Annotated in this window: 22 protein-coding genes; 15 read left to right on the plus strand and 7 right to left on the minus strand. The window is 69.9% G+C overall.

Annotated elements, in window-relative coordinates; translation table 11 throughout:
• The first annotated feature begins 94 nt into the window (after nucleotides 1-94).
• Nucleotides 95-1519, plus strand: a complete 1425-nt coding sequence (locus AB0M73_RS09875) for an NCS2 family permease (protein ID WP_363889225.1) — start codon at nucleotides 95-97, stop codon at nucleotides 1517-1519.
• The gene (locus AB0M73_RS09880; protein WP_363889228.1) at nucleotides 1516-2610 is read left to right on the plus strand and encodes an XdhC/CoxI family protein; all 1095 of its coding nucleotides are present in this window, start codon (nucleotides 1516-1518) and stop codon (nucleotides 2608-2610) included. Before AB0M73_RS09875 ends, AB0M73_RS09880 begins: the two co-directional genes overlap by 4 nt.
• On the opposite strand, the gene AB0M73_RS09885 is transcribed toward AB0M73_RS09880, so the two are convergent.
• Together AB0M73_RS09885 and AB0M73_RS09890 are read right to left on the minus strand one after the other, a co-directional pair.
• Nucleotides 2585-3691 carry a substrate-binding domain-containing protein gene (locus tag AB0M73_RS09885; RefSeq protein ID WP_363889231.1) on the minus strand — a complete coding sequence of 369 codons (1107 nt, stop codon included), beginning with the start codon at nucleotides 3689-3691 and terminating at the stop codon, nucleotides 2585-2587. The two genes, AB0M73_RS09880 and AB0M73_RS09885, sit on opposite strands and share 26 nt — an antisense overlap.
• Nucleotides 3692-3753: 62 nt before the next feature.
• Entirely contained in the window at nucleotides 3754-5109 is a 1356-nt protein-coding gene (locus AB0M73_RS09890) for an MFS transporter (RefSeq protein ID WP_363889234.1), read from the minus strand.
• Between the two features lie 80 nt (nucleotides 5110-5189).
• Here AB0M73_RS09890 and AB0M73_RS09895 point away from each other — a divergent pair, with 80 nt between their 5' ends.
• From AB0M73_RS09895 to AB0M73_RS09930, 8 genes are all read left to right on the plus strand, one after another.
• Nucleotides 5190-5663, plus strand: coding sequence for a MarR family transcriptional regulator (locus AB0M73_RS09895; RefSeq protein WP_363889236.1), 474 nt, complete (start codon nucleotides 5190-5192; stop codon nucleotides 5661-5663).
• Nucleotides 5664-5731: 68 nt separating this feature from the next.
• On the plus strand, nucleotides 5732-7015 hold the full coding sequence (locus AB0M73_RS09900) for a cyclopropane-fatty-acyl-phospholipid synthase family protein (RefSeq protein ID WP_363889238.1): 1284 nt from the start codon (nucleotides 5732-5734) through the stop codon (nucleotides 7013-7015).
• 56 nt (nucleotides 7016-7071) lie between these two features.
• Nucleotides 7072-7791 carry a DUF1295 domain-containing protein gene (locus tag AB0M73_RS09905; protein WP_363889735.1) on the plus strand — a complete coding sequence of 240 codons (720 nt, stop codon included), beginning with the start codon at nucleotides 7072-7074 and terminating at the stop codon, nucleotides 7789-7791.
• The gene (locus AB0M73_RS09910; RefSeq protein ID WP_363889240.1) at nucleotides 7788-8237 is read left to right on the plus strand and encodes a peroxiredoxin; all 450 of its coding nucleotides are present in this window, start codon (nucleotides 7788-7790) and stop codon (nucleotides 8235-8237) included. The genes AB0M73_RS09905 and AB0M73_RS09910 overlap by 4 nt, the downstream gene beginning before the upstream one ends.
• Nucleotides 8238-8353: 116 nt before the next feature.
• Entirely contained in the window at nucleotides 8354-8779 is a 426-nt protein-coding gene (locus AB0M73_RS09915) for a hypothetical protein (protein ID WP_363889249.1), read from the plus strand.
• A 6-nt stretch (nucleotides 8780-8785) separates the two neighbouring features.
• Entirely contained in the window at nucleotides 8786-10879 is a 2094-nt protein-coding gene (locus AB0M73_RS09920) for a (Fe-S)-binding protein (RefSeq protein ID WP_363889252.1), read from the plus strand.
• A gap of 128 nt (nucleotides 10880-11007) precedes the next feature.
• Complete coding sequence (locus AB0M73_RS09925) at nucleotides 11008-11769, plus strand: NPP1 family protein (protein ID WP_363889255.1); 762 nt, start codon at nucleotides 11008-11010, stop codon at nucleotides 11767-11769.
• 354 nt (nucleotides 11770-12123) lie between these two features.
• Nucleotides 12124-12705: a DUF1062 domain-containing protein gene (locus AB0M73_RS09930; RefSeq protein ID WP_363889258.1), complete on the plus strand. Its 582-nt coding sequence runs from the start codon at nucleotides 12124-12126 to the stop codon at nucleotides 12703-12705.
• A 245-nt stretch (nucleotides 12706-12950) separates the two neighbouring features.
• Here the strand turns inward: AB0M73_RS09930 and purN are convergent, their stop codons facing one another.
• The 4 genes from purN to AB0M73_RS09950 all read right to left on the minus strand — a co-directional run bounded on the left by purN (nucleotide 12951) and on the right by AB0M73_RS09950 (nucleotide 15915).
• A complete protein-coding gene (gene purN, locus AB0M73_RS09935) occupies nucleotides 12951-13538 on the minus strand; it encodes a phosphoribosylglycinamide formyltransferase (RefSeq protein WP_363889261.1) in 588 nt (195 codons plus the stop codon).
• A 10-nt stretch (nucleotides 13539-13548) separates the two neighbouring features.
• Entirely contained in the window at nucleotides 13549-14076 is a 528-nt protein-coding gene (locus AB0M73_RS09940; protein WP_363889265.1) for a D-alanyl-D-alanine carboxypeptidase family protein, read from the minus strand.
• Nucleotides 14077-14177: 101 nt separating this feature from the next.
• On the minus strand, nucleotides 14178-14993 hold the full coding sequence (locus AB0M73_RS09945) for an RNA polymerase sigma factor (protein ID WP_363889268.1): 816 nt from the start codon (nucleotides 14991-14993) through the stop codon (nucleotides 14178-14180).
• Between the two features lie 73 nt (nucleotides 14994-15066).
• On the minus strand, nucleotides 15067-15915 hold the full coding sequence (locus AB0M73_RS09950; RefSeq protein WP_363889271.1) for a haloalkane dehalogenase: 849 nt from the start codon (nucleotides 15913-15915) through the stop codon (nucleotides 15067-15069).
• 110 nt (nucleotides 15916-16025) lie between these two features.
• On the opposite strand from AB0M73_RS09950, the gene AB0M73_RS09955 reads away from it, so the two are divergent.
• From AB0M73_RS09955 to AB0M73_RS09975, 5 genes are read left to right on the plus strand one after another with little or no spacing between them, the layout of a single operon-like run.
• Nucleotides 16026-16619, plus strand: a complete 594-nt coding sequence (locus AB0M73_RS09955) for a TetR/AcrR family transcriptional regulator (protein WP_363889274.1) — start codon at nucleotides 16026-16028, stop codon at nucleotides 16617-16619.
• A 15-nt stretch (nucleotides 16620-16634) separates the two neighbouring features.
• On the plus strand, nucleotides 16635-17381 hold the full coding sequence (locus AB0M73_RS09960; protein ID WP_363889277.1) for an SDR family oxidoreductase: 747 nt from the start codon (nucleotides 16635-16637) through the stop codon (nucleotides 17379-17381).
• Entirely contained in the window at nucleotides 17381-18253 is an 873-nt protein-coding gene (locus tag AB0M73_RS09965; RefSeq protein ID WP_363889280.1) for an ABC transporter substrate-binding protein, read from the plus strand. The genes AB0M73_RS09960 and AB0M73_RS09965 overlap by 1 nt, the downstream gene beginning before the upstream one ends.
• On the plus strand, nucleotides 18250-18978 hold the full coding sequence (locus tag AB0M73_RS09970) for an NAD(P)H-binding protein (RefSeq protein WP_363889282.1): 729 nt from the start codon (nucleotides 18250-18252) through the stop codon (nucleotides 18976-18978). The genes AB0M73_RS09965 and AB0M73_RS09970 overlap by 4 nt, the downstream gene beginning before the upstream one ends.
• Nucleotides 18979-18980: 2 nt before the next feature.
• Nucleotides 18981-19646 (plus strand): nitroreductase family protein, encoded by a 666-nt coding sequence (locus tag AB0M73_RS09975; protein ID WP_363889284.1) that lies wholly within the window; start codon nucleotides 18981-18983, stop codon nucleotides 19644-19646.
• 1 nt (nucleotide 19647) lies between these two features.
• Here the strand turns inward: AB0M73_RS09975 and AB0M73_RS09980 are convergent, their stop codons facing one another.
• On the minus strand, nucleotides 19648-20595 hold the full coding sequence (locus AB0M73_RS09980; protein ID WP_363889286.1) for a helix-turn-helix domain-containing protein: 948 nt from the start codon (nucleotides 20593-20595) through the stop codon (nucleotides 19648-19650).
• Nucleotides 20596-20636: the final 41 nt, after the last annotated feature.

Genomic DNA, 20636 nt, shown 5'->3' on the forward strand with positions numbered 1-20636 from the left:
CTGACCGGAGCACCATCGCTCAAACGTTCGCGGAGTCAGGCCGTCTCCCCCATGGCGGCCTGGTTCCGCGCGCCCACCGGCATGGGAGTAGTTCATGACCCAGTTGCGCGACCGCCGCCCCACGACTGCCCTGATCGAACGACGTTTCCGGCTCAAGGAACGCGGCACGACGCTGGCCCGCGAGGTTCGCGGCGGCGTCACCACGTTCGTCGCGATGGCCTACATCGTGTTGCTCAATCCCTTGATATTGGGCGCTTCCGCCGACATCACCGGCGCGCGCCTGACCATCACCGAGGTCACCACCGCCACCGCCCTCGCCGCCGGCGTCATGACCGTCCTCATGGGACTGGTCGGCAACGCTCCCCTGGCCCTGGCCGCCGGTCTCGGCGTGAACGGCATCGTGGCCTTCCAGCTCGCCCCGACCATGACCTGGGCCCAGGCCTTCGGACTTGTCGTGCTGGAAGGGGTCTGCATCGTCGTGCTGGCCGCATCGGGCATCCGGCAGCGCATCATGGACGCCATTCCGGCCGCGCTGAAGACCGCCATCTCGGTCGGCATCGGCCTCTACATCGCCCTGGTGGGCCTGGTGTCGGCCGGATTCGTCACCAGGACACCGGATTCCGCCCACTCCACCGTGCCGGTGCGGATGGGCGAGGGCGGGCACCTGGTCGGCTGGCCGATGGTGGTGTTCGCGATCGGCCTGCTGCTGATGATCGTGCTCATGGCCCGGGCCGTGCCCGGGGCGGTGCTGATCAGCATCGTCGTCGCCACGGTCATCGCCGTGATCGCCAACGCGCTGTGGCCCGGCGCGGACTGGGGCCTGGTCACCCCGAAGCTGCCCTCGAACCTGGTCGCCGCGCCCGACTTCGCCCTGTTCGGCCACGTCGACCTGTTCGGCGGCTTCGCCTCGGCCGGCGCCATCACCGCGACGGTGTTCCTGTTCACCCTGGTGCTGTCCGGGTTCTTCGACGCGATGGGCACGATCACCAGCGTCTGCCACGAGGCCGGCATGACCACCGAGGACGGCAAGGTCGCCGGCATGGGCAGGATCCTGCTGGTGGACGGCATCGGCGCGATCGTCGGCGGTGGCACCGGTTCCGCGCCCAACACCGTGTTCCTGGAGTCGGCGGCCGGCGTCGGTGAGGGCGCCCGCACGGGCCTGGCCAGCGTGGTCACCGGGGCCCTGCTGGGCGCCACGATGCTCGTCACGCCGATCGCCGGCATCGTGCCGGCCCAGGCCGCCGCCCCGGCGCTGGTGGTCATCGGCGGCATCATGATGGCCCAGTGCCGGCGTATCCCGTTCCAGGACAGCGATTTCACCATCCCGGTGTTCCTGACCATGGCCATCGTGCCGTTCACGTACTCGATCACCAACGGCGTCGGCGCCGGCGTCGTGAGCTACGTGGTGGTCAAGCTGGGCAAGGGCCAGTGGCGCGAGGTGCACTGGCTGGTGGGGGTCATCGCGGCGATTTTTGTCGCCTACTTCGGCATTGCCGGAATCGAGGCGGTGGCGGGATGAGGGAACTCGCCGGGGCGCTGTCCGGACGGGACTTCGCCGTCGCCAGCGTGATCGACGTCAGCGGGAGCGCGCCGCGCGGGCTCGGCTCGGCGCTCGCGGTCACCGCGGACGGCGAGGCGTTCGGCAGCGTCTCCGGCGGGTGCGTCGAAGGGGCTGTGTACGAACTGGCTCAGGAAGCTTTGGAGACAGGATTGCCGCAGCGGCACCGTTTCGGTTACTCCGACGACGACGCCTTCGCGGTCGGCCTCACGTGCGGCGGCTCGCTGGAGGTGTTCGTCCAGCCCTCCACCCCGGCCATCACCGCCGCACTGGCCGCAGATCCGGAGCCGGTGGTGCTGGCCCGGGTGGTCGGCGGCCCGGAGTCGTTGCGGGGCAAAGGCATGGCCGTGTTCGCCGATCGTGTTGTCGGCGACGAGATCGTGAACCCCGACCTGGTGCGGCACGCCACCGCGACCGGCCGGCAGTGGTTCGACGGCCTGGAGCTGTTCGTGGAATCCTGGTCGCCGCCGCCCCGCCTGCTCGTCTTCGGGGCCATCGACTACGCCGCGGCCCTGGTGCGCATGGGCAAGTTCCTCGGCTATCACGTGACGGTCTGCGACGCGCGGCCCGTGTTCGCCACCACGGCCCGTTTCCCGGACGCCGACCAGGTCGTCGTCGACTGGCCGCACCGGTACCTGGCCCACACCCGCACCGACGCCCGCACGGCGGTCTGCGTGCTCACCCACGACGAGAAGTTCGACATCCCGCTGCTGGCCGACGCCCTGAGGCGACCGCTGGCCTTCGTCGGCGCCCTCGGCTCCCGCCGCACCAACGCACAACGCCTCTCGCGCCTACGTGAGGTCGGGCTGACCGACCGCGAGCTGGCCTCGCTTCGCGCCCCGATCGGGCTCGACCTGGGGGCCGGCACGCCCGAGGAGACCGCGGTGTCCATCGCCGCCGAGATCGTCGCGCTCGGCCGGGGCGGCAGCGGATTGGCGCTCACAGGAGGTTCCGGACCCATTCACGCGAGCGGCCCGCCCGGCTCCCGAGGCCGGACGGGCCACCTGACTGGTCCTGAAGGTGTCGCTACTGGACGGGAATGCCCGCGCTAGTGCAGAAGCCGACCATGTCGCCCGCGCACAGCTCCTTGGTCTTCACCACGCCCTTGGCGACGAGGCCCTGCACGTCCTGCTTGCTGATGGACTGTGGTCCGAGCAGCACGGACTTCACGTCGCGGTTGCCCTTCGGGTCCTTGGTGTTGCCCGTGGCCAGGTCGTCGGCGTCGCCCTGCCGGCCGGTGGCGAGCGCGATGGCCAGCCGCGAGGCGGCCTCCGCCTCGATGTCGATCGGCTTGTAGACGGTCATGCACTGGGTGCCGCGCAGCACGGCCTGCAGGCCGCCGAGCGTGGCGTCCTGGCCGGTGACCGGCACGTTGCTGAGGTTGCGCTGCTTGAGCACCGCTTCGATGCTCGCCGCCATGCCGTCGTTGGCCGCCAGCACGCCGTCGACGTGCCCGCCGTTGGCGTCCAACAGGGAGGTGAACGTGGTGGCGGCGATGTCCGGCGACCACTTGTCGATCGCCTTGCTGCCGACCAGGTGCAGGTTGCCGGAGTCGTAGCGCTGCTTGAGCACCTGCTCGTGGCCGTCGTGGAACTGGGTGGCGTTGTTGTCGGTGGACGCGCCCTCGATCTCGATGACCGACGCGTTCTGCTTGGTGCCGAGGCACTGGACCAGGCCTTCGGCCTGGAGCAGGCCGACCGCCAGGTTGTTGAAGGAGACGTAGTACTCGGCCGTGCCGCCGAGGCTGATCCGGTCGTAGTCGATGACCGGAATTCCGGCCGCCTTCGCCTTCTTCTCCACGGCCGCGCCGCCGTCGGTGGACAGCGGCGTGATCATCAGGACGTTCACCTTCTCCGCGATCATCTTGTCCGCCAGCGAGGCGAAGCGCTTCTCGTCGCCCTGCGCGTTCTGGATGTCCGGCTGGATGCCGGCGAAGCTGAGCTGGGACGTCAGCAGTGGCTTGTCCGAGTCCTCCCAACGGGCTGACGTGGTCGTGTCCGGGAGGATCACGCCCACCTTGGGCTTGGGGGTGTTTGTCGCGGGTCCGGTGGCAGCGCTGTTGGAACCGGTGCTGCCGCAGGCGGAGGCGACAAGCACGAGTGCACAACCGGCTACGGCGACGACGGTGCGCATCCGTTATGCCTCCACTACGTTTGGCTGAGATGCGGTAGTTCACTCCCTCAGCCTTACGCCCGTCAAGCTGGGTGTCGCCGGGAAACAAGCACCAGACACAGTGCGGCGACAACTAACACGATCATGGCTGCCCGCGGGCCGGTGCCGTGCAGCGCCAGCGTCACCGAGGCGACACCGAGAGTGGTCCCCAGGCCGCGAGCCATGTTCACCAGCCCGCCGCCGACGCCCGAGCAGGCGGCCGGGATCGCCGCCATCACCGCGGCGTTGTTCGCGGGGGTGAACAGGCCGAGGCCGATCCCCAGCGCGGCCAAGGAGATCGCCAGCACCGGATCCGTCAAAGGCAGCAGACACAACGGGATCAGCGCGGCGACGCAGACCAGGCCCCCGACCAGGGCCCTGGTCCGATCCGGCCAGCGGCTGCCGCCGAACGTCGCAGCCAGTGCGAACCCGACGGGCAGGCTGGTCAGCACGAGACCGGCCCGGACCACGGAACCGCCGAGTGCCGGCACGACCACAAGCGGCCCGAACAGGACCAGATATCCGAGCATCGCCGCCACCAGACCACTGGCGATCACGCCGTCCCGCAACAAATTCAGATCGACCAACGGGTCGGCCGCGAGCCGCTGCCGGACCACGAAGCCGACACCGGCCACAACCCCGGCCACGAAAAGGGTTACTACGGCCCAGACCGGGGCGTCCAAACCGGACAGAGCGGAGAGTCCGAGCAGCAGCGCGGTCGAGCAGCTGCCCAAAAGGGCGACTCCGAGCCAGTCGACCGAGCGCATCGCGGTCCGCTGTCTCGTGCGCGGCAACAAATAGCGGCCGGCGGCGATCGCCAGCAGTCCGATGGGGACGTTCACCCAGAACACCCACCGCCAGCCGACGCCGTCGACCAGCACGCCGCCCAGCGTCGGCCCCAGCGCCAGCCCGACCGCCTGGGCCGCGGCCTGCACGCCGAGCGCCGCGCGCATCGACCGCCGGGGCGAACTCGTCGTCACGAGGGCGACGCTGTTGGCCTGGAGCATGGCCGCGCCGACGGCCTGGACCACCCGCAGGCCGACCAGCAGCGGCAGCGAGTCCGCGAACCCGCACGCCGCCGACGCGACCGTGAAGACGGCGAAGCCGTAGAGGTAGAGCAGCTTGCGGCCGGCGGCGTCGGCCAGCCGCCCGACCGGCAGCAACAGCGCCACCAGCGTCAGCAGGTAGCTCAGCGACACCCACTGCACACCGGCCAGCGAGGCGCCGAATTCCCTGCTCAGGGCCGGGAAGGTGAGCGTGACGATGCTGGCGTCGAGCTGGCCCATGAAAGCGCCGAGGCAGACAGCGGCGACGGCCAGCCAGTGCGCGTGCGGCCAGCGGGCCACGGCGCGCGGGCGGGCCGGTTCGACGCCGAGGCGGCGGAGCAGCTCGGTGTCCATACGTCAATTTTATCTCGGTGACCGACATATTTTTGGGACGGAGAGCTATGGTCCGCGTCACCGCTCGATACGCTTGGCGGATGTCGCAGGTCACGCCCGAGCACGAGGCCCCTTCGAGCACGAACGACGCTCGCACCCTGACCGAGGTGGTCACGAGACTGCGCCGCGCCCTGCGCACCAGCATCCGGACCGAGTACCCGTGGGAAGCGCTGCCGATGGCGCAGGTCGAGCTGCTGATGGTGCTGGCCGACCACGCCCCGGCCAAGATCGGCCAGCTGGCCTCGCTCCAGCGGCTGGCCCCCAACACCGTCAGCGGCCTGGTCCAGCAGCTGGTCGAGGGCGGCATGGCCGTCCGCGACAGCGACCCGACCGACCGCCGGGTGGCCCGGGTGTCGCTCACCGACGCCGGCCGCAAGCAGCTGGCCGAGTGGCAGCAGGCTCACGAGCGGCGCATCTCGGCCGCGCTGGACCAGCTCCCGCCGCAGGCCCGGGCGGCCGTCGCCGACGCGCTGCCGGCGCTGAACCTGCTGGTCGACCATCTCGTCACGCCCTGACCCGAACCGGCGACCGGGGCCGGCGCGAACGCATGGGCGTGACGGTAGTCGTGCAGAAGGGGTCCCCAGTGACAGTCGCCCTGACCCTCGCCGGGCTGGTGCGCCGGTTCCTCGGCGTTGAGCTGCCGGTGCGGCTGCGGGCATGGGACGGCAGCGTGGCCGGCCCCGCCGACGCCCCGACGGTGGTCATCCGCTCCCGGACGGCGCTGCGGCGGCTGCTCTGGGATCCCAACGAGCTGGGCCTGGCCCGGGCCTACGTGTCCGGCGAGATCGACGTCGAGGGCGACCTGAGGGAAGGCCTGTCCCGGTTCTGGGGTCTGGCCCGCCGCGAGGGCGTGGGCAAGGTGAAACTTTCACCAGGCGACCGGCTGACCGCCGTGGGCCAGGCGCTGCGGCTGGGCGTGATCGGCATGCGGCCGGCGCCGCCGCCGGAGGAGGCACGGCTGTCCGGGGCCGAGCACACCAAGACCCGGGACCGGGCCGCCATCGCCCACCACTACGACCTGTCCAACGAGTTCTACCGGACGCTGCTCGACCCGAACATGGCCTATTCCTGCGGCTACTGGACGTCCGACGCAGCGGACTACACCGTCGAGGACGCGCAGCGGGACAAGCTGGACCTCATCTGCCGGAAGCTGGGCCTCAAGCCGGGCATGCGGCTGCTGGACGTCGGGTGCGGCTGGGGCTCGCTGATCCTGCACGCCGCCACGCACTACGGCGTGCACGCCACCGGGGTGACGCTGGCGGCGCAGCAGCGCCAGTTCATCGAGGCCCGGATCGCCGAGCGGGGGCTGGAGGGCCGGGTCGAGGTGCGGCTCCAGGACTACCGGGACATTCCCGACGGCGATTTCGACGCCATCGGGACCATCGAGATGGGCGAGCACGTCGGCCTCGGCAACTACCCGACGTACGCGGCGCAGCTGTTCCGCCTGCTCAGGCCCGAGGGGCGGTTGCTGCTCCAGCAGATGTCACGGGTGGCGAGCGCGCCCAAGGCGCCCGGCGGCGGCTCCTTCATCGAGCGCTACGTGGCCCCCGACATGCACATGCGGCCGGTCGGCGAGACCATCGCCATGCTGGAGCGGGCCGGCCTCGAGGTGCGGGACGTCGAGGCGATGCGTGAGCACTACGTCTGGACCGTGGACGCCTGGGCGCGGACCCTGGAGGAACGGGCCGCCGAGCTGACCGCGTTGGTCGGCGAGGGACAACTGCGGGTGTGGCGCCTGTACCTCGCCGGTGGCGCGCTGGCGTTCCAGGAGAACCGGATGGGCGTGGACCAGATCCTCGCCGTCCGGCCCACGACGTCCGGCGGGAGCGGCATGCCGAGGACCCGCCTTGGGGAGGTTGTCGCGTGAACCTGGCCGGACTGCTGGCCAATCTGGGCATCACCGCCGGCGCCGTGCTGGTGGTGATGCTGATCGCCCTCGGTGTGGCCGTCGCCCGCGGCCGGCACGACGGTGTGGACACGGTGTGGGGCCTGGGCTTCGCGGTGATCGCCGTGGTCGGGCTGATCGTCTCCGGCTCGGGCTGGCTGGTGACCGCCCTGACCGTCATCTGGGGTCTGCGGCTGGCCACCTACATCCAGCTCCGCAACGGCCGTCGTCCCGAGGATCCGCGGTACGTGGCGCTGATGAAGCGGGCCACCGGCAATCCGCACTGGTACGCGTTCCGCAAGATCTACCTGGTCCAGGGCGTGATCATGTGGTTCGTGTCGTGGCCGGTGCAGGCCGCCCAGCACGAGAGCTCGCTGGGCCTGCTGACCTGGATCGGGGCGGCGGTGTGGCTGGTCGGCATCGGGTTCGAGTCGGTCGGCGACTGGCAGCTGTCCCGGTTCAAGGCCGACCCGGCGCACCAGGGCGTGATCATGGACCGCGGCCTGTGGCGCTACACCCGCCACCCCAACTACTTCGGCGACGCGACCGTCTGGTGGGGCCTCTACCTGATGGCCTGCCAGCACTGGATCGGCGCGCTGACCGTGCTGTCACCGCTGGTCATGACCTTCTTCCTGACCAAGGGCACCGGCAAGGCGCTGACCGAGCGGGCCATGGGTTCCCGGCCCGGCTACGCCGAGTACGTTCGCCGCACCAGCGGTTTCTTCCCGCTGCCGCCGAAACCGGAGGGATCCCGATGAACAACGGCGACCTGGTCGCGGACTTCGAGCTGCTCGACGACCACGGTGAGCCCCGGCGACTGTCCGAGTTCCTGGCCAAGGGCCCGGTCGTGCTGTTCTTCTACCCGGCGGCGATGACCGGCGGCTGCACGGCCGAGAACTGCCACTTCCGCGACCTGGGCGCGGAGTTCGAGGCGGCCGGGGCGCAGCGGCTGGGCATCTCCCCCGACGCCGTCGGCAAGCAGCGGGAGTTCTCGGCCATGAACTCGTTCGACTATCCGCTGCTGTCCGACCCGGACGGCGTGGTGGCCACCCAGTTCGGGGTGCGGCGCAAGTTCGGGCCGGTGCTGACCCGCCGCCAGACCTTCGTCATCGGGTCCGACAGCCGGGTGATCGCGTCCATCAAGAGCGAACTGCGCATGGCCGTGCACGCGGACAAGGCGCTGGAGGCGCTGCGAGCGGTCTGAGCAGCGGTTTTACTCCTTTCGATGTAGTCGGGGCGGCCATTCGGCCGCCCCGATCTCGATCATCCGCATACGGATGGGAGTAGCGCGCCTCCCAACTCACCAGTAACCTCCGGTCTGTGGCCTTGATCACAACGGCGTCCTCGGTCAAGCGGGGCTTTCGGCACCCGTGCGTCTACTGTGGACTGCCCGTGCTCGTCGACCATGTCGGCGAGTTCCATCCGGGCCACGTCGTCGTCGACTATCTCGACAACAGCCCGTCCGGCCGCGGTTTGCCCGACTTGGTGCTGTTGCACCGTTTCTGCAACGAGCACCTCCTGCCCAACTGCGGCGTCTCCTTACGCCGGGCGCACCTGGGCTGGGCCACCGAGCAGTTCGAGGTCGACACCGGCTCGTCACTGCGGCACTACGACCAGCTCGGACTGCACAGCGCCCCCTGGCGCGGCTTCGAGCTGTACCAGCGGCACTGGCGGGTCCGGAAGATGCGCTACGCGTGCAAGGCATGCCGGTACTATGCCGGCTGGTTTCGACCGGAGTGGAGCTGAGCCCCGTTGATCGTTCGTCTCATCCTCGGCCTGCTGATCACCGTCGTCGGCCTGGCGCTCGCCGGCCGTCGGGTGCTCTGGCTGGCCGCCCTGATCCGGTCCGGGCAGCCCGCGTCGGGCCGCACCGACCGGCTCGGCGCGCGGGCCGCCGCCCAGCTGCGTGAGGTGTTCGGCCAGCGCAAGCTGCTGAAGTGGTCGGTGCCCGGTATGGCCCACTTCTTCACCTTCTGGGGCTTCGTCATCCTGCTGTTCACCATCGTCGAGGCGTGGGGCGCCCTGTTCGACGAGGACTTCGCGTTCCCGTGGATCGGCCGGCAGCCCTGGCTCGGCTTCCTGGAGGACTTCTTCACCGTCGCCGTGCTGGCGGCGCTGGCCACCTTCGCGGTGATCCGCGTGCGCAACGCGCCGGAACGCAAGGAGCGCGCCTCCCGGTTCTACGGCTCGCACACCGGGCCGGCCTGGCTGGTGCTGGCCATGATCGCCGGCGTGATGGTGACGCTGCTGCTGTACCGGGCCGGGCAGTACAACACCGGGCACTTCCCGTTCGGCGACAGCGGCTGGCCGTTCGCCACCTGGCTCGTCGCGCATGCGCTGGCCCCGCTGGGAACGACCGTGAACGCCGTGATCGAGACGGTGTTCCTGCTCGGCAACATCGCCGTGATCATGGGCTTCCTCGTGCTGGTGGTGCATTCCAAGCACCTGCACATCTTCCTGGCCCCGCTCAACGTGTCGGCCAAGCGCCTGCCCGACGCCCTCGGCCCGCTGCTGCCCGTGGAGTCGGGCGGCAAGCCCGTCGACTTCACCGATCCCGGCGACGACGACATCTTCGGCCGCGGCAAGATCGAGGACTTCACGTGGAAGGGCATGCTCGACTTCGCCACGTGCACCGAGTGCGGCCGCTGCCAGTCCCAGTGCCCGGCCTGGAACACCGGGAAACCGTTGTCCCCCAAGATGGTCATCATGGACCTGCGGGACCACCTGTTCGACCGCGCGCCGTACGTCATGGGGCAGAAGGAAGGCGAGCCCGTTCCGCTGGTCGCCACGGGCGGCATCATCGACCCGGACGTGCTGTGGTCGTGCACCACCTGCGGCGCCTGCGTCGAGCAGTGCCCGGTAGACATCGAGCACGTGGACCACATCGTCGACATGCGCCGCTACCAGGTGATGATCGAGTCGGAGTTCCCGACCGAGCTGGGCGCGCTGTTCCGCGGCCTGGAGAACAAGGGAAATCCCTGGGGGCAGAACAACAACGCCCGTCTGGACTGGGCCAAGGACCTCGACTTCGAGGTGCCGGTGATCACCGGCGAGCTGCCCGACGACGCCGAGTACCTGTTCTGGGTCGGCTGCGCGGGCGCGTTCGACGACAAGGCCCGGGCCACCGTGCAGGCCACCGCCGAGCTGCTGCACATCGCCGGCGTGAACTACGGCGTGCTGGGCAACCGCGAGCGCTGCACCGGCGACCCGGCCCGCCGCTCCGGCAACGAGTTCCTGTTCCAGATGCTGGCCCAGGAGACCGCCGGCCTGCTCAACGAAACCTTCGGCGAGCGTGAACCCGGCCGTCGCAAGATCGTCACCACCTGTCCACACTGCATGAACACACTCGGCCGCGAATACCCTCAGCTGGAGGGCAACTACGAGGTCGTGCACCACACCCAGCTGCTGAACCGGTTGGTGCGCGAGAAAAAGCTCACGCCCATCCAGCCGGCCGGCGGTGCGGCGCAGCAGATCACCTATCACGACCCGTGTTATCTGGGACGGCACAACAAGGTCTACGAGCCGCCGCGTGAGCTCGCGGCCGCGGCCGGCACCTCGCTCACCGAGATGCCCCGCCATGCCGACCGCGCCTTGTGTTGCGGCGCCGGCGGTGCGCGGATGTGGATGGAAGAGCGGATCGGCAAGCGCATCAACCTGGAGCGGGTCGACGAGGCCCTGGCCACCGGGGCCGAGACCATCGCGACGGCATGCCCGTTCTGTCGCGTGATGGTCAGCGACGGCCTCGTGCAGCGCCAGAGCGAGGATATCGGGACGAGTGTGTCCGTTCGGGACGTGTCCCAGCTGCTGTTGGAGGCCGTGCATCGGTCACGGGACGCCATCGGCTGACGGCTGACCGGGGTGTCGGCGGCGTGAACTCCCTTGGAACACAAGGGAGTCACCGAATTGTGCCTTGATCGGCCGGGCCGATCTGGGCATAGTTCTTTTACGCCGCCAAGAAACACCTAGGAGTGGATGTGCGCAAACTGTCCGCGCTCGCGGCTGCCTTGGGCGTCGCGGTGCTGACCTTGTCCCTGCCAAGCCCTGCCGGTGCCGCCATCCTCCACGCGTTGCCGCAGAACGCCGACGGGTGGGAGCAGTCCTTCTCGCCCGCCTACGACTACGACGGCGACGGCTGCTACGCCACCGCCGCCATCGGGTCCGACGGCACCCTCAACCCCGGGCTCAAGCTCGGCGGCGACGTCAACGGGCACTGCCACGACCCGGCCCAGCTGCAGAACTCGAACACGTACTCGCGCGAGAAGTGCAACGGCGACTACTGCGCGGTCATGTACGCGAGCTACTTCGAGAAGGACCAGGCCACCCTCGGTCCGCTGGCCATCGGCCACACCCATGACTGGGAGCACGTGGTCGTGTGGATCAACGTGGCGGCCAACCGGGTCGACTACGTGTCCACCTCGCAGCACAGCGGCTGGAAGTGGTACTCCGCCTCGGACGCCCGCTTCGACGGCACGCACGTGAAGGTCGTATACCACAAGGACGGCGCCAGCACGCACTTCATCCGGCTGGCTAACTCCAATGACGACCCGCCGGAGAACTACACCCACGGCTGGTTCTACCCCCCGCTCGTCGGCTGGAACGGCTACCCGGACGGCCTGCGCGACAAGCTGATGTCGGCCAACTTCGGCGACGCCACCATCAAGATCAACGACGGCAACTTCAACTACGGGCTGGAGCACTCGATGCCTCCCGGCATCAACTTCAACCCCAACGCCTGACCGCTTTCCCTCGACGGCCCGCCTCCGCTTCGGAGGCGGGCCGTTCGTTCACCCGCGAGTCCCGCTCTCGGGCAACCATGACACCGGTCGGCGTTAAATCGGTTGTCCGCAGGTCTGCGGTTCGATGACCATGGCCGACATGTTCGTGTGATCAGTGGCTGTATCCCCGTTGAAGTCCGCCCTGTGCGGGCTTTCCCTCACGCGGCGTCGCATCCGACGTCGTGCCCGGCCGGTGTGGCCGCCTCACTGCGCGGCGCCGGCCGTCTGCCACTGATCCCCTCAGGGGCGCGTTCGGCGTGCCCCCGTGCTTTTTTGGAGTTCGGCCACCTCATGAGTCACTTTCGCGATACCCCCGTGCCTTCTGACGTCGACCGCAAGGCCCTGTGGGTCGTCCGGGAGCTCGGCCTGCCCGCCATCGTGAGGGGCTGCCCGTCGTGCCGCACCCAGCGGCACCACCCCACCGGCAAGGTCCGGGTCAACGCCAGCGGCAAGCTCCTCGACGTCTGGCTGCTCATCGGCTGCGACCACTGCGGCCGCACCTCCAAGGTCCCCGTGCACGAGCGCATCCACGTCTCCGCCTTGAACCACGACCGCCTCGTCCGGTTCGAGAACAACGATCCCGCCATCGTGCGCGAGCTGGCCATGGACGTCTCCCTCGCCCGCCGCACTCCCTACCTGCTCGACTGGGCCGGCACCTGGGCGCTCGACACCGACCTGCCCTTCTACGACCTGGAAAGCCCCGACGCCACTCCCCTGGAGGTCGTCGTCCGCCTCGAACTGCCGGCCCCCATCCGCGTCGTGAAGCTCCTCATGGCCGGCTTCCACCTCAGCCGCTCCGCCGTCCGCCGCCTCGTCCTCGCCGACCGCATCCAGCTGCCGGTGTCCCCGGACGCCCGCATCCACACCGACTTCACCTTCCTCGTCCACCCCCTCTGACAACGCGAGTCCCGCCCTCGGGCGCACGAGGTCGGGACTCGCGGGGCCCCCACCCACCCCCGCGAGTCCCGCCCTCGGGCAACTATGTGTCGAGTTCTTTCCGCTACAGGAAGATCCCGCGAACGACACAGGACCGGGAAGTCAGGCGTGGGGTGGGCAAAGAGTGCCTACCGACGCCCGCGAAAGGGCGGGCGGGAGGCGGTTCTGAGGTCTTGTTCACCAAGCATCCGGCTCACATGGGCCACTCACGCCTGAGTCGCGAACCGCTGCACAACCTCCGGCAGCAACTGGTGCTCGGCGACCAACACCCGCGCCGCCAATGTCTCGGCGGTATCCGAGGGCAGCACAGGGACTTCCCGCTGGGCGATGACTTCCCCGGCGTCGTAGTCGGCGGTGACGTAATGCACCGACGGACCGCTGACGGTGTCGCCGGAGGCGAGGACGGCTTGGTGGACGGCGAGGCCGTACATGCCGGGACCACCGTGCCGAGGGAGCAGGGACGGGTGGATGTTGATGATCCGCCCGGCGTAGCGAGCCAAGGTGAGGGGTCCGAGCTTCTTCATGTAGCCGGCGGTGACAACCAGATCCGCACCGCAGGCCACCAGCGAATCCACCAGGGCCGCATCAAGCGCAGCCGCCGCCGGATGGGTACGACCTGAGAGGTGGAGGGCCGGGATGTTCTGCTCGCGGGCGTACGCGAGACCACCGGAGAGACTGTTGTTGCTGACGGCCAAACACACGGCGAACCGGGCCCCCACAACCGAAGAAGCCCAGTGGAGGGCCCGGAAGTTGGAGCCGCCATGGGAGACCAACACCGCAACCTGCATAGCCATGCCGGGAAAACTACAGCCGGTGGGCCGGAGTGCGGGGGTCGGGGCGCAGGGCCGGGCGGGAGTCGGTGCCGATGAACTGGGGCCAGTGTTCGAAGTGCCACCACTCGTTGGCGTAGGTGCGGTAGAGGCCGTAGCGGTGCCCATGGGCTTCGAGCCAACGGGCGCCTTCGCGGGGGCGGACGTCCAACGCCCGGCCCTGGACGTGGAGGGACTCGGTGGGAGGCAGAACCCATTGGCGGGCGGCGGATTCGCTGCCGTGCTGGGCGACGGCCTCGTCGAACAGGAGTTGCTGCTCGGCCACGGAGCGGGCGCCGGAGGTGAGGCCGATGGTGAGCCCGTGGTTCCACAGGGCGTCGGCGCGGGCGGCGGCGAAGGCCACCCGGGCGCCGACGTCGAGGCCGGACAGGTCCTCGCGGGGGAAGCGAAGGCCCAGGGCCCATTCGCTGGCCCGCTCCTCCGGACGCCAGCGCCCGGCGAGCCGGTCGAGTGGGCGCCGCATGCCCGCGAGGCCGAGTGTGGCCAGTCGGTAGACGTCCATGGTTCCCTCCTCCGGGTATACACCCGAAGAATAGGAACGCGGGACCTGCGCTGACGTCATACCGGCAGCTGATCCGGAATCATCCCTGGGTAGCGCAACCCCTAGTCGAGCAGCGGGAAGGAGCCGGAGCGCAGCAGGCCGACGATGGCGTCGGTGCGGTCACGCGGCGCCGCGTAGTCGGGGTGGGCCCGCAGCACGGCGGCGGCGTCGTGCAGCCGGTGCAGCTGCGCGGCGGCCTCGCGGACACCACGGCCGTTGACGGCATGGCCGACCAGAAGCGGCGCTGTGGGATCGATGCGTCCGACGGAGACGGCCTGCTCAACCCGGCGGGCGCAGCGGCAGAACCCGGCGGCGGTCACGACCCCGCAGGTCGAGCCCATGAACGCCCGCAGCCGCTCCCGGGCCCGCTCCAGCCGCTTCCGATACGCGGCAGCCGAGATGTCCAGCACCCAGGCCGCCTCGGTGGAGGTGAGCTCGAAGACGTCGCCGAGCACGTAGGCGACCCGCTCGGACCGCTCCAGGCATTGCAACACGGCCTGGGTGCACGACAGCCGCACCTCGTGCCCCAGCAGCTCGGCGTCGGGACCGCCGTAGTCCTCGGCCGCCAGGCCCTCGGCCAGGTTGGCGCCGAACTCGTCCAGGCTGAGCTCCCGCGCCTCCTGCGGCGTCTTGCGGCGCAGGTTGAGCAGGTAGTTCACGCCGATCCGGTACGCCCAGGTCAGCAGCTTGGCCTCGCCCCGGAACGACGACAGCCGGGTGATCACCTGGATGAGGATCTCCTGGGTGGCGTCCTCGGCGTCGTCGGGCCGCCACACCATGCGCAGCGCCAACCGGTACAGGGGATCGCGCAGCTCCCGCACGATCTCCCCCAACGCGTCCTGATCCCCGTCGACGGCACGGGCGACGACGTCACTCACTGCGGCACCTCGCTAGCCCTCGGTGTCCGCATTCACGGACGCACTGCGTTGAATGATTCGCTCGTAAGCTCGCTCATGCCCACAGCCAAGTGGCGATCGCCCGGCCGATGGTCTCGGGCTGGTCCTCGGGCGCGTGGTGGCCGGCCGGTCCGAGCGACACCACCGTCGTCGCGGCGAAGGTCTCCTTGGCCCAGGTCGCCGTCTCCGCCGAGCCCATGCCGATCCCGTCCTCGACCGTCATCACGAGCTTCGACACCTCCGGGGTCTCGGCCATCCACCGCCCGTAGGCGACGACGCGATCATGCACGTCGGCCGGCTCGCCGTCGAACGGGATCTCCCGGGGCCAGGCCAGCAGCGGCCGCCGGGACCGCTCGTCCGGGTAGGGCCGCCGGTATTCGTCGTGGTCGGCCGCAGCGAGCCCCGACGCCACCCCGAACGGCAGGTTGAACTCGATGAACTGGTTGTCCCGCAACACCATCTGCTCCCCCTCGGCCGACCGCATGCGCCGGAACAGGTCCTGCCCCAGCGGCGGCATCTCGGCCCAGCTCAGCGGCCGCAGGAACGTCTCCACCAGCGCCAGGCCCCGCACCCGGTCCGGGTGCCGGCGGGCCCAGTCCATGCCCAGCGCCCCGCCCCAGTCCTGGCCGACGATCACCATGTCGTCCAGACCCAGCGCGTCGAACCACGCGTCCAGGTAGCGCACGTGGTCCACGAACCGGTAGCCGATGTCCGGCTTGCCCGAGTCGCCCATGCCGATCAGGTCCGGCGCCAGGCACCGGGCCCGGTCGGACAGCACCGGAATGACGTTGCGCCAGAGATACGACGACGTCGGGTTCCCGTGCAGGAGCACGATCGTCGTGTCCCCCGCGCCGGCCTCCCGGTACGCCATGAACGAGTCCTCGACCTCGATGGTCTTCATCACGCTGTCCTCCCTGGTCGAACTGCCTTCACCTGGTTGGACACGTCGCCCGACCGGGTTGTGACATCGGGGCCGCCTTGACACCGTGACTCCTGCGGAGCAGGCTGGAAACTATGGAAACCGAAATAGTTTCCGACGTTTCCGAGCGGACCGAGGCGATCCTCGCGGCGGCGCGGCGGATGTTCCTGGGGCCCGGCCGGGTGAGCATGGACGACCTGGCCCGCGACCTGGGGATGAGCAAGAAGACGATCTACCGGCACTTCCCGGACAAGCAGGGCCTGATGACGGCCGTGCTGGACCGGCAGTTCGGCGTGATCGAGCGGCTCATCGCCGACGCGGCCCGCGAGGCGGAAGGCCGGCCGTTCGGGGAGCGGTTGCGGACGTTCCTGGTCGCCGCGTGCGACGGACTGTCCGACATCGGGGCGGCCCAGCTGGCCACCGGCCGCGGGGACGCGGTGCTGCGCCGGCACGTGGAGCACCGCATCGACGCCGTGGTCTACCAACCGCTGGAGGAACTGTTCCGAGAGGGACAACGGCAGGGAGTGCTGACGGCCCCGCCGGAGCTGCTGGGTGAGATCACCCGCGGCGCGGTGGAGCGGCTGCTGAACTCGCGGCTGCCGAGCCAACTCAACCGCACGGCCGCCGATCTGTTCCGCACGACGGTGGACACCGTGCTGTACGGGGCGATCCGGGAGGACCACCCGTAGTCGAGGGAGAACAGGATGACTGGGGAGAAAGTCGCGTTGATCACCGGTGCCAGCAGCGGCATCGGGGCGGCCACCGCCCGGCTGCTGGCCGAGCGCGGAATGCGGGTGGTGGTCAACTACCTGCACAGCAAGGACGCCGCCGAAGAAGTGGTGGCGGACATAGAAAAGGCCGGCGGCCAGGCGATGGCCGTGCAGGCCGATGTGCGTGAGGCCGACGCGGTCCGGGCGATGATCGACAGCGTCGACGCGGCCTGGGGCGGCGTGGATGTGCTGGTGCACAACGCGCTCACGCCGTACGCGATCAAGCCGTTCCGGGACATGACCTGGACGGAGCTGGGTGGCAAGCTGGACGACGAGCTCAAGGCGGCCTTCGTGGTCACCAAGGCGGTCCTGCCGCACATGACCGGTCACGGCGGCCGGATCATCTATCTGGGCACCGGCCTGAGCCGACGCCCCCGCGAGGGCATGATCGCGCTCGGCACGGCCAAGGCGGCGCTGACGCAGTTCGCCCGATACCTGGCCCAGGAGCTCGGTCCGCAGGGCATCACGGTCAACGTCGTCGAGCCCGGCCCGGTGGCGGAGACCAGGATCTCCAGCGTCATCGACGAGGAGCAGAACCACCGGCTGGTGGCGGCCACTCCCCTCGGCCGCCTGGCCCGGCCGGCCGACGTGGCCCGCGCCGTCGCCTTCTACGCCGGCGAGGACAGCGCCTTCATGACCGGCACCACGGCCGCGGTCAACGGCGGAACGGCGATGTACTGATGGACACCGTCGATCTCGCCTACGTCGGCCGGGGCATGCACGAGGAACTGGTCGCCCACATCGCGGACCAGGAAGGCTTCTACGAGGCGGAAGACGTGCGCGTCGCGCTGCACGACGGCGTCGCCTGGAGCGAGGACCGCCTGCGCCGTGGCGCCACCATCGGCCTCGGCCGGGCGCTGCTTTCGCGCCTGACCAACGGAATCCCGTGGGTGGCGCTCACCGTCAACACCCACAGCCCGCTGTTCTGGTTCCTGGCCCGCCCCGGCCTGGAGACGCTGAAAGACCTGGCCGGCCGACGACTTGCCGTGCACGCGCCGCACACCGCCCCCGGCGTGTTCGCCCGGATCGTGCTGCGCCAGGCCGGCCTCGACCCCGACCGTGACGTCGACTCCGTCGTCCGCGCGCCCGGCGACTACGGCCTCGACCTCCGTCATCTCGCCGACGGCACGATCGACGCCGCCTACGTCGGCAGCACCATGAACCCCGAAGCCGTTGCCGCCGAACATGGTTGGCGAGTGCTGGCCTGGGTCGGCGACTACTTCCGGATCCCCACCGTCGGCGTCGCCGTCGACCCGACCCACCTCAGCCCCGACGACCCTGGCGTGCAGGCCGTCGTCCGCGCCCAGCGCCGGGCCCTCCACGTGCTGCACAACGACCCCGACACCACGGTCAAGCACCTGGAGACGTTCCTCGGCCGGCACACGCGCGAGGAGATCCGGGCCTACTACGACAAGTTCGTGGCCCCGCACTACACCACCGACGGCCAGGTCGACGAAGTTGTCGCCGCGCGGGCGATTAATGTCGTGGCGGCCGAGCTCGGCGTCCCAGACACGTTGTCAGCAGCCGACTTCTACCGGAAGGACCTCCCGTGAAGATCGCAGTCATCGGCACCGGACTCATCGGCAACCAGGTGGTCGCGGACCTCGTCACCGCCGGTCACGAGGCGACCGGTCACTCCCGCTCCACCGGCGTCGACCTTCTCACCGGCCAAGGACTGGACGACGCCGTGCGCGACGCCGACGTCGTGGTGGACGTGACCAACTCGCCGACCTTCGACGACGCCTCCCTCGACTTCTTCCGCACGTCGGTGACGAACCTGTTGGCAGCGGCGGAGAAGGCCGGCGTCGGGCACATCGTCACGCTGTCCATCGTCGGCGTCGACCGGGTGCCGGAGATGGCCTACTACCGGGCCAAGACCCTCCAGGAGGACTTGGTCAAGGCCGGCTCGATCCCGTACTCGATCGTGCGGGCCACGCAGTTCATGGAGTTCGTCGAACCGACGATGTCGTGGACCACCGACGGCGATGTGGTGCGGCTGCCGGCGACCCCCATCCAGCCCATCACCTCGGCCGAGGTCGCCGCCGCGGTGGCCGACGCCGCCGCGAACGCGCCTCTCAACGGCACGCGCAACATCGCCGGCCCCGACGTCTTCACGCTCGACGAGCTCGGCCGCATCACGGTGGAGGGCACCGACCGCCAGGTCGTCACCGACGACACGGCCGGCCTGTTCGCCGTCATCAACGGCGACGCGCTGCTCGCCCCGGCCGACGCCCAACTGACCAGCACCCACTACCGCGACTGGGTGCGGTCGAAGTGACCATGGACGTCTACGAAGCGGTCAAAACCCGCCACGCGGTAAGGAAGTTCGTCGACCAGCCCATAGAGCCGGAGGCGCTCAGGCGGGTGCTGTCCGCCGCGGTCTGGGCGCCGTCCGGCTCGAACCTCCAGCCGTGGCACGCGTTCGTCGTCACCGGAGCACCGTTGGCGGAGCTGAAGAAGCGCATCGCGGAACGCATCGCCGCGGGTGAGGCGTGGGACGAGCCGCAGTACACGATGTACCCGGACGGCCTGAAGTCCCCGTACCAGGAACGTCGCGCCGATTTCGGCCGGCAGCGCTACGGCTCGCTCGGCATCTCCCGCGCCGACGTCGAGGCCTGGCAACGGGCCGCGACCGACAACTGGGCCGCATTCGGCGCCCCGGCAGCGCTGTTCTGCTATATCGACCGTGAGATGGGGCGGCCGCAGTGGTCGGACGCCGGCATGTTCCTCCAGACGGTCATGCTCCTGCTCCGCGCCGAGGGCCTGCACAGCTGCGCGCAGATGGCGTGGGCCAAGTTCCACCGGTCCGTCGCGGAGGTCGTGTCGCCGCCGGACGACCTGATTCTGTTCTGCGGCATGTCGATCGGCTACGAGGACACCACCGTGGACCTCGGCCGGGTCGGCCGGGCGCCGCTCAACGAAACAGTGACGTTCGTCGACGGCTAGCTCATGCGGAGAAGGACCGGCGGTAGTCGGTGGGGGTGACGCCGATGACGCGCTGGAAGTGGTGGCGCAGCAGGGCGGGCGTGCCGAAGCCGGCCATCCGGGAGATCTCCTCGACGCCGTAGGAGCTCTGCTCCAGCAGCGAACGGGCGTGCAGCACGCGCTGGGTGGTCAGCCAGCGGTGCGGGGTGGTGCCGGTCTCGGCGACGAAGCGGCGGGCGAAGGTGCGCTCGGACATGGCGGCACGGGAGGCGAGCTCGGCGACCGAGTGCTCCTCGGTCAGGGTTTCCAGCATCCACAGCAGGACGGGCTGAAGGCTGTCGGCGGTGCACTCGGGCACCGGCATCTCGACGAACTGCCGCTGGCCGCCCTCCCGCTGCGGGGCGACGACCATGCGCCGCGCGATCAGGGCGGCGACGCGGGAGCCGAGTTCGCGGCGGACGATGTGGAGGCAGGCGTCGATGCCGGCGGCGGTGCCGGCGCTGGTGACGAGATTGCCGTCGTCGACGTAGAGCACGTCGGCGTCGACGCGGGCCTTGGCGAACCGGCGCCGGAACTCGTCGGCGTAGCGCCAGTGCACGGTGCAGGCGCGCTCGTCCAGCAACCCGGCGGCGCCGAGCACGAAGCCGCCGCTGCACACGGACAGCACGGTCGCTCCCCTGGCCACCGCTTCACGCAGCGCGTCCAGCACGGCCGGCGGGTAGTCGACCCGAACCGTGCACGCCGGCACGGCGACCAGGTCGGCGGACACCAGGTCGGCCAGCGGGCGGTCCGGCGTCAGCTGGATGCCGACGCTGGTCCGCACGGGCTCGCCGGGCCGCTCGGCGCACACCCGGAAGTCGAAGGGCGGCACACCGTCGTCGGTCCGGTCGATGCCGAACACCTCACACACCACGCCGAACTCGAACGGGGCGACCCCGTCCACGACCAGCGCGGCAACCGATCTCAGCACGCCACCAGCGTACATGGCAGGATTTTGCGCACCAGCGTCTC

This window comes from Kutzneria sp. NPDC051319 (assembly GCF_040682195.1).
Taxonomy (GTDB): domain Bacteria; phylum Actinomycetota; class Actinomycetes; order Mycobacteriales; family Pseudonocardiaceae; genus Kutzneria.

Coding starts and splice junctions, on each gene's coding strand:
- AB0M73_RS09875 (WP_363889225.1), top strand. CDS start 95: ATGACCCAGTTGCGCGACCGCCGCCCCACGACTGCCCTGATCGAACGA.
- AB0M73_RS09880 (WP_363889228.1), top strand. CDS start 1,516: ATGAGGGAACTCGCCGGGGCGCTGTCCGGACGGGACTTCGCCGTCGCC.
- AB0M73_RS09885 (WP_363889231.1), bottom strand. CDS start 3,691: ATGCGCACCGTCGTCGCCGTAGCCGGTTGTGCACTCGTGCTTGTCGCC.
- AB0M73_RS09890 (WP_363889234.1), bottom strand. CDS start 5,109: ATGGACACCGAGCTGCTCCGCCGCCTCGGCGTCGAACCGGCCCGCCCG.
- AB0M73_RS09895 (WP_363889236.1), top strand. CDS start 5,190: ATGTCGCAGGTCACGCCCGAGCACGAGGCCCCTTCGAGCACGAACGAC.
- AB0M73_RS09905 (WP_363889735.1), top strand. CDS start 7,072: ATGCTGATCGCCCTCGGTGTGGCCGTCGCCCGCGGCCGGCACGACGGT.
- AB0M73_RS09910 (WP_363889240.1), top strand. CDS start 7,788: ATGAACAACGGCGACCTGGTCGCGGACTTCGAGCTGCTCGACGACCAC.
- purN (WP_363889261.1), bottom strand. CDS start 13,538: ATGGCTATGCAGGTTGCGGTGTTGGTCTCCCATGGCGGCTCCAACTTC.
- AB0M73_RS09940 (WP_363889265.1), bottom strand. CDS start 14,076: ATGGACGTCTACCGACTGGCCACACTCGGCCTCGCGGGCATGCGGCGC.
- AB0M73_RS09955 (WP_363889274.1), top strand. CDS start 16,026: ATGGAAACCGAAATAGTTTCCGACGTTTCCGAGCGGACCGAGGCGATC.
- AB0M73_RS09960 (WP_363889277.1), top strand. CDS start 16,635: ATGACTGGGGAGAAAGTCGCGTTGATCACCGGTGCCAGCAGCGGCATC.
- AB0M73_RS09965 (WP_363889280.1), top strand. CDS start 17,381: ATGGACACCGTCGATCTCGCCTACGTCGGCCGGGGCATGCACGAGGAA.
- AB0M73_RS09975 (WP_363889284.1), top strand. CDS start 18,981: ATGGACGTCTACGAAGCGGTCAAAACCCGCCACGCGGTAAGGAAGTTC.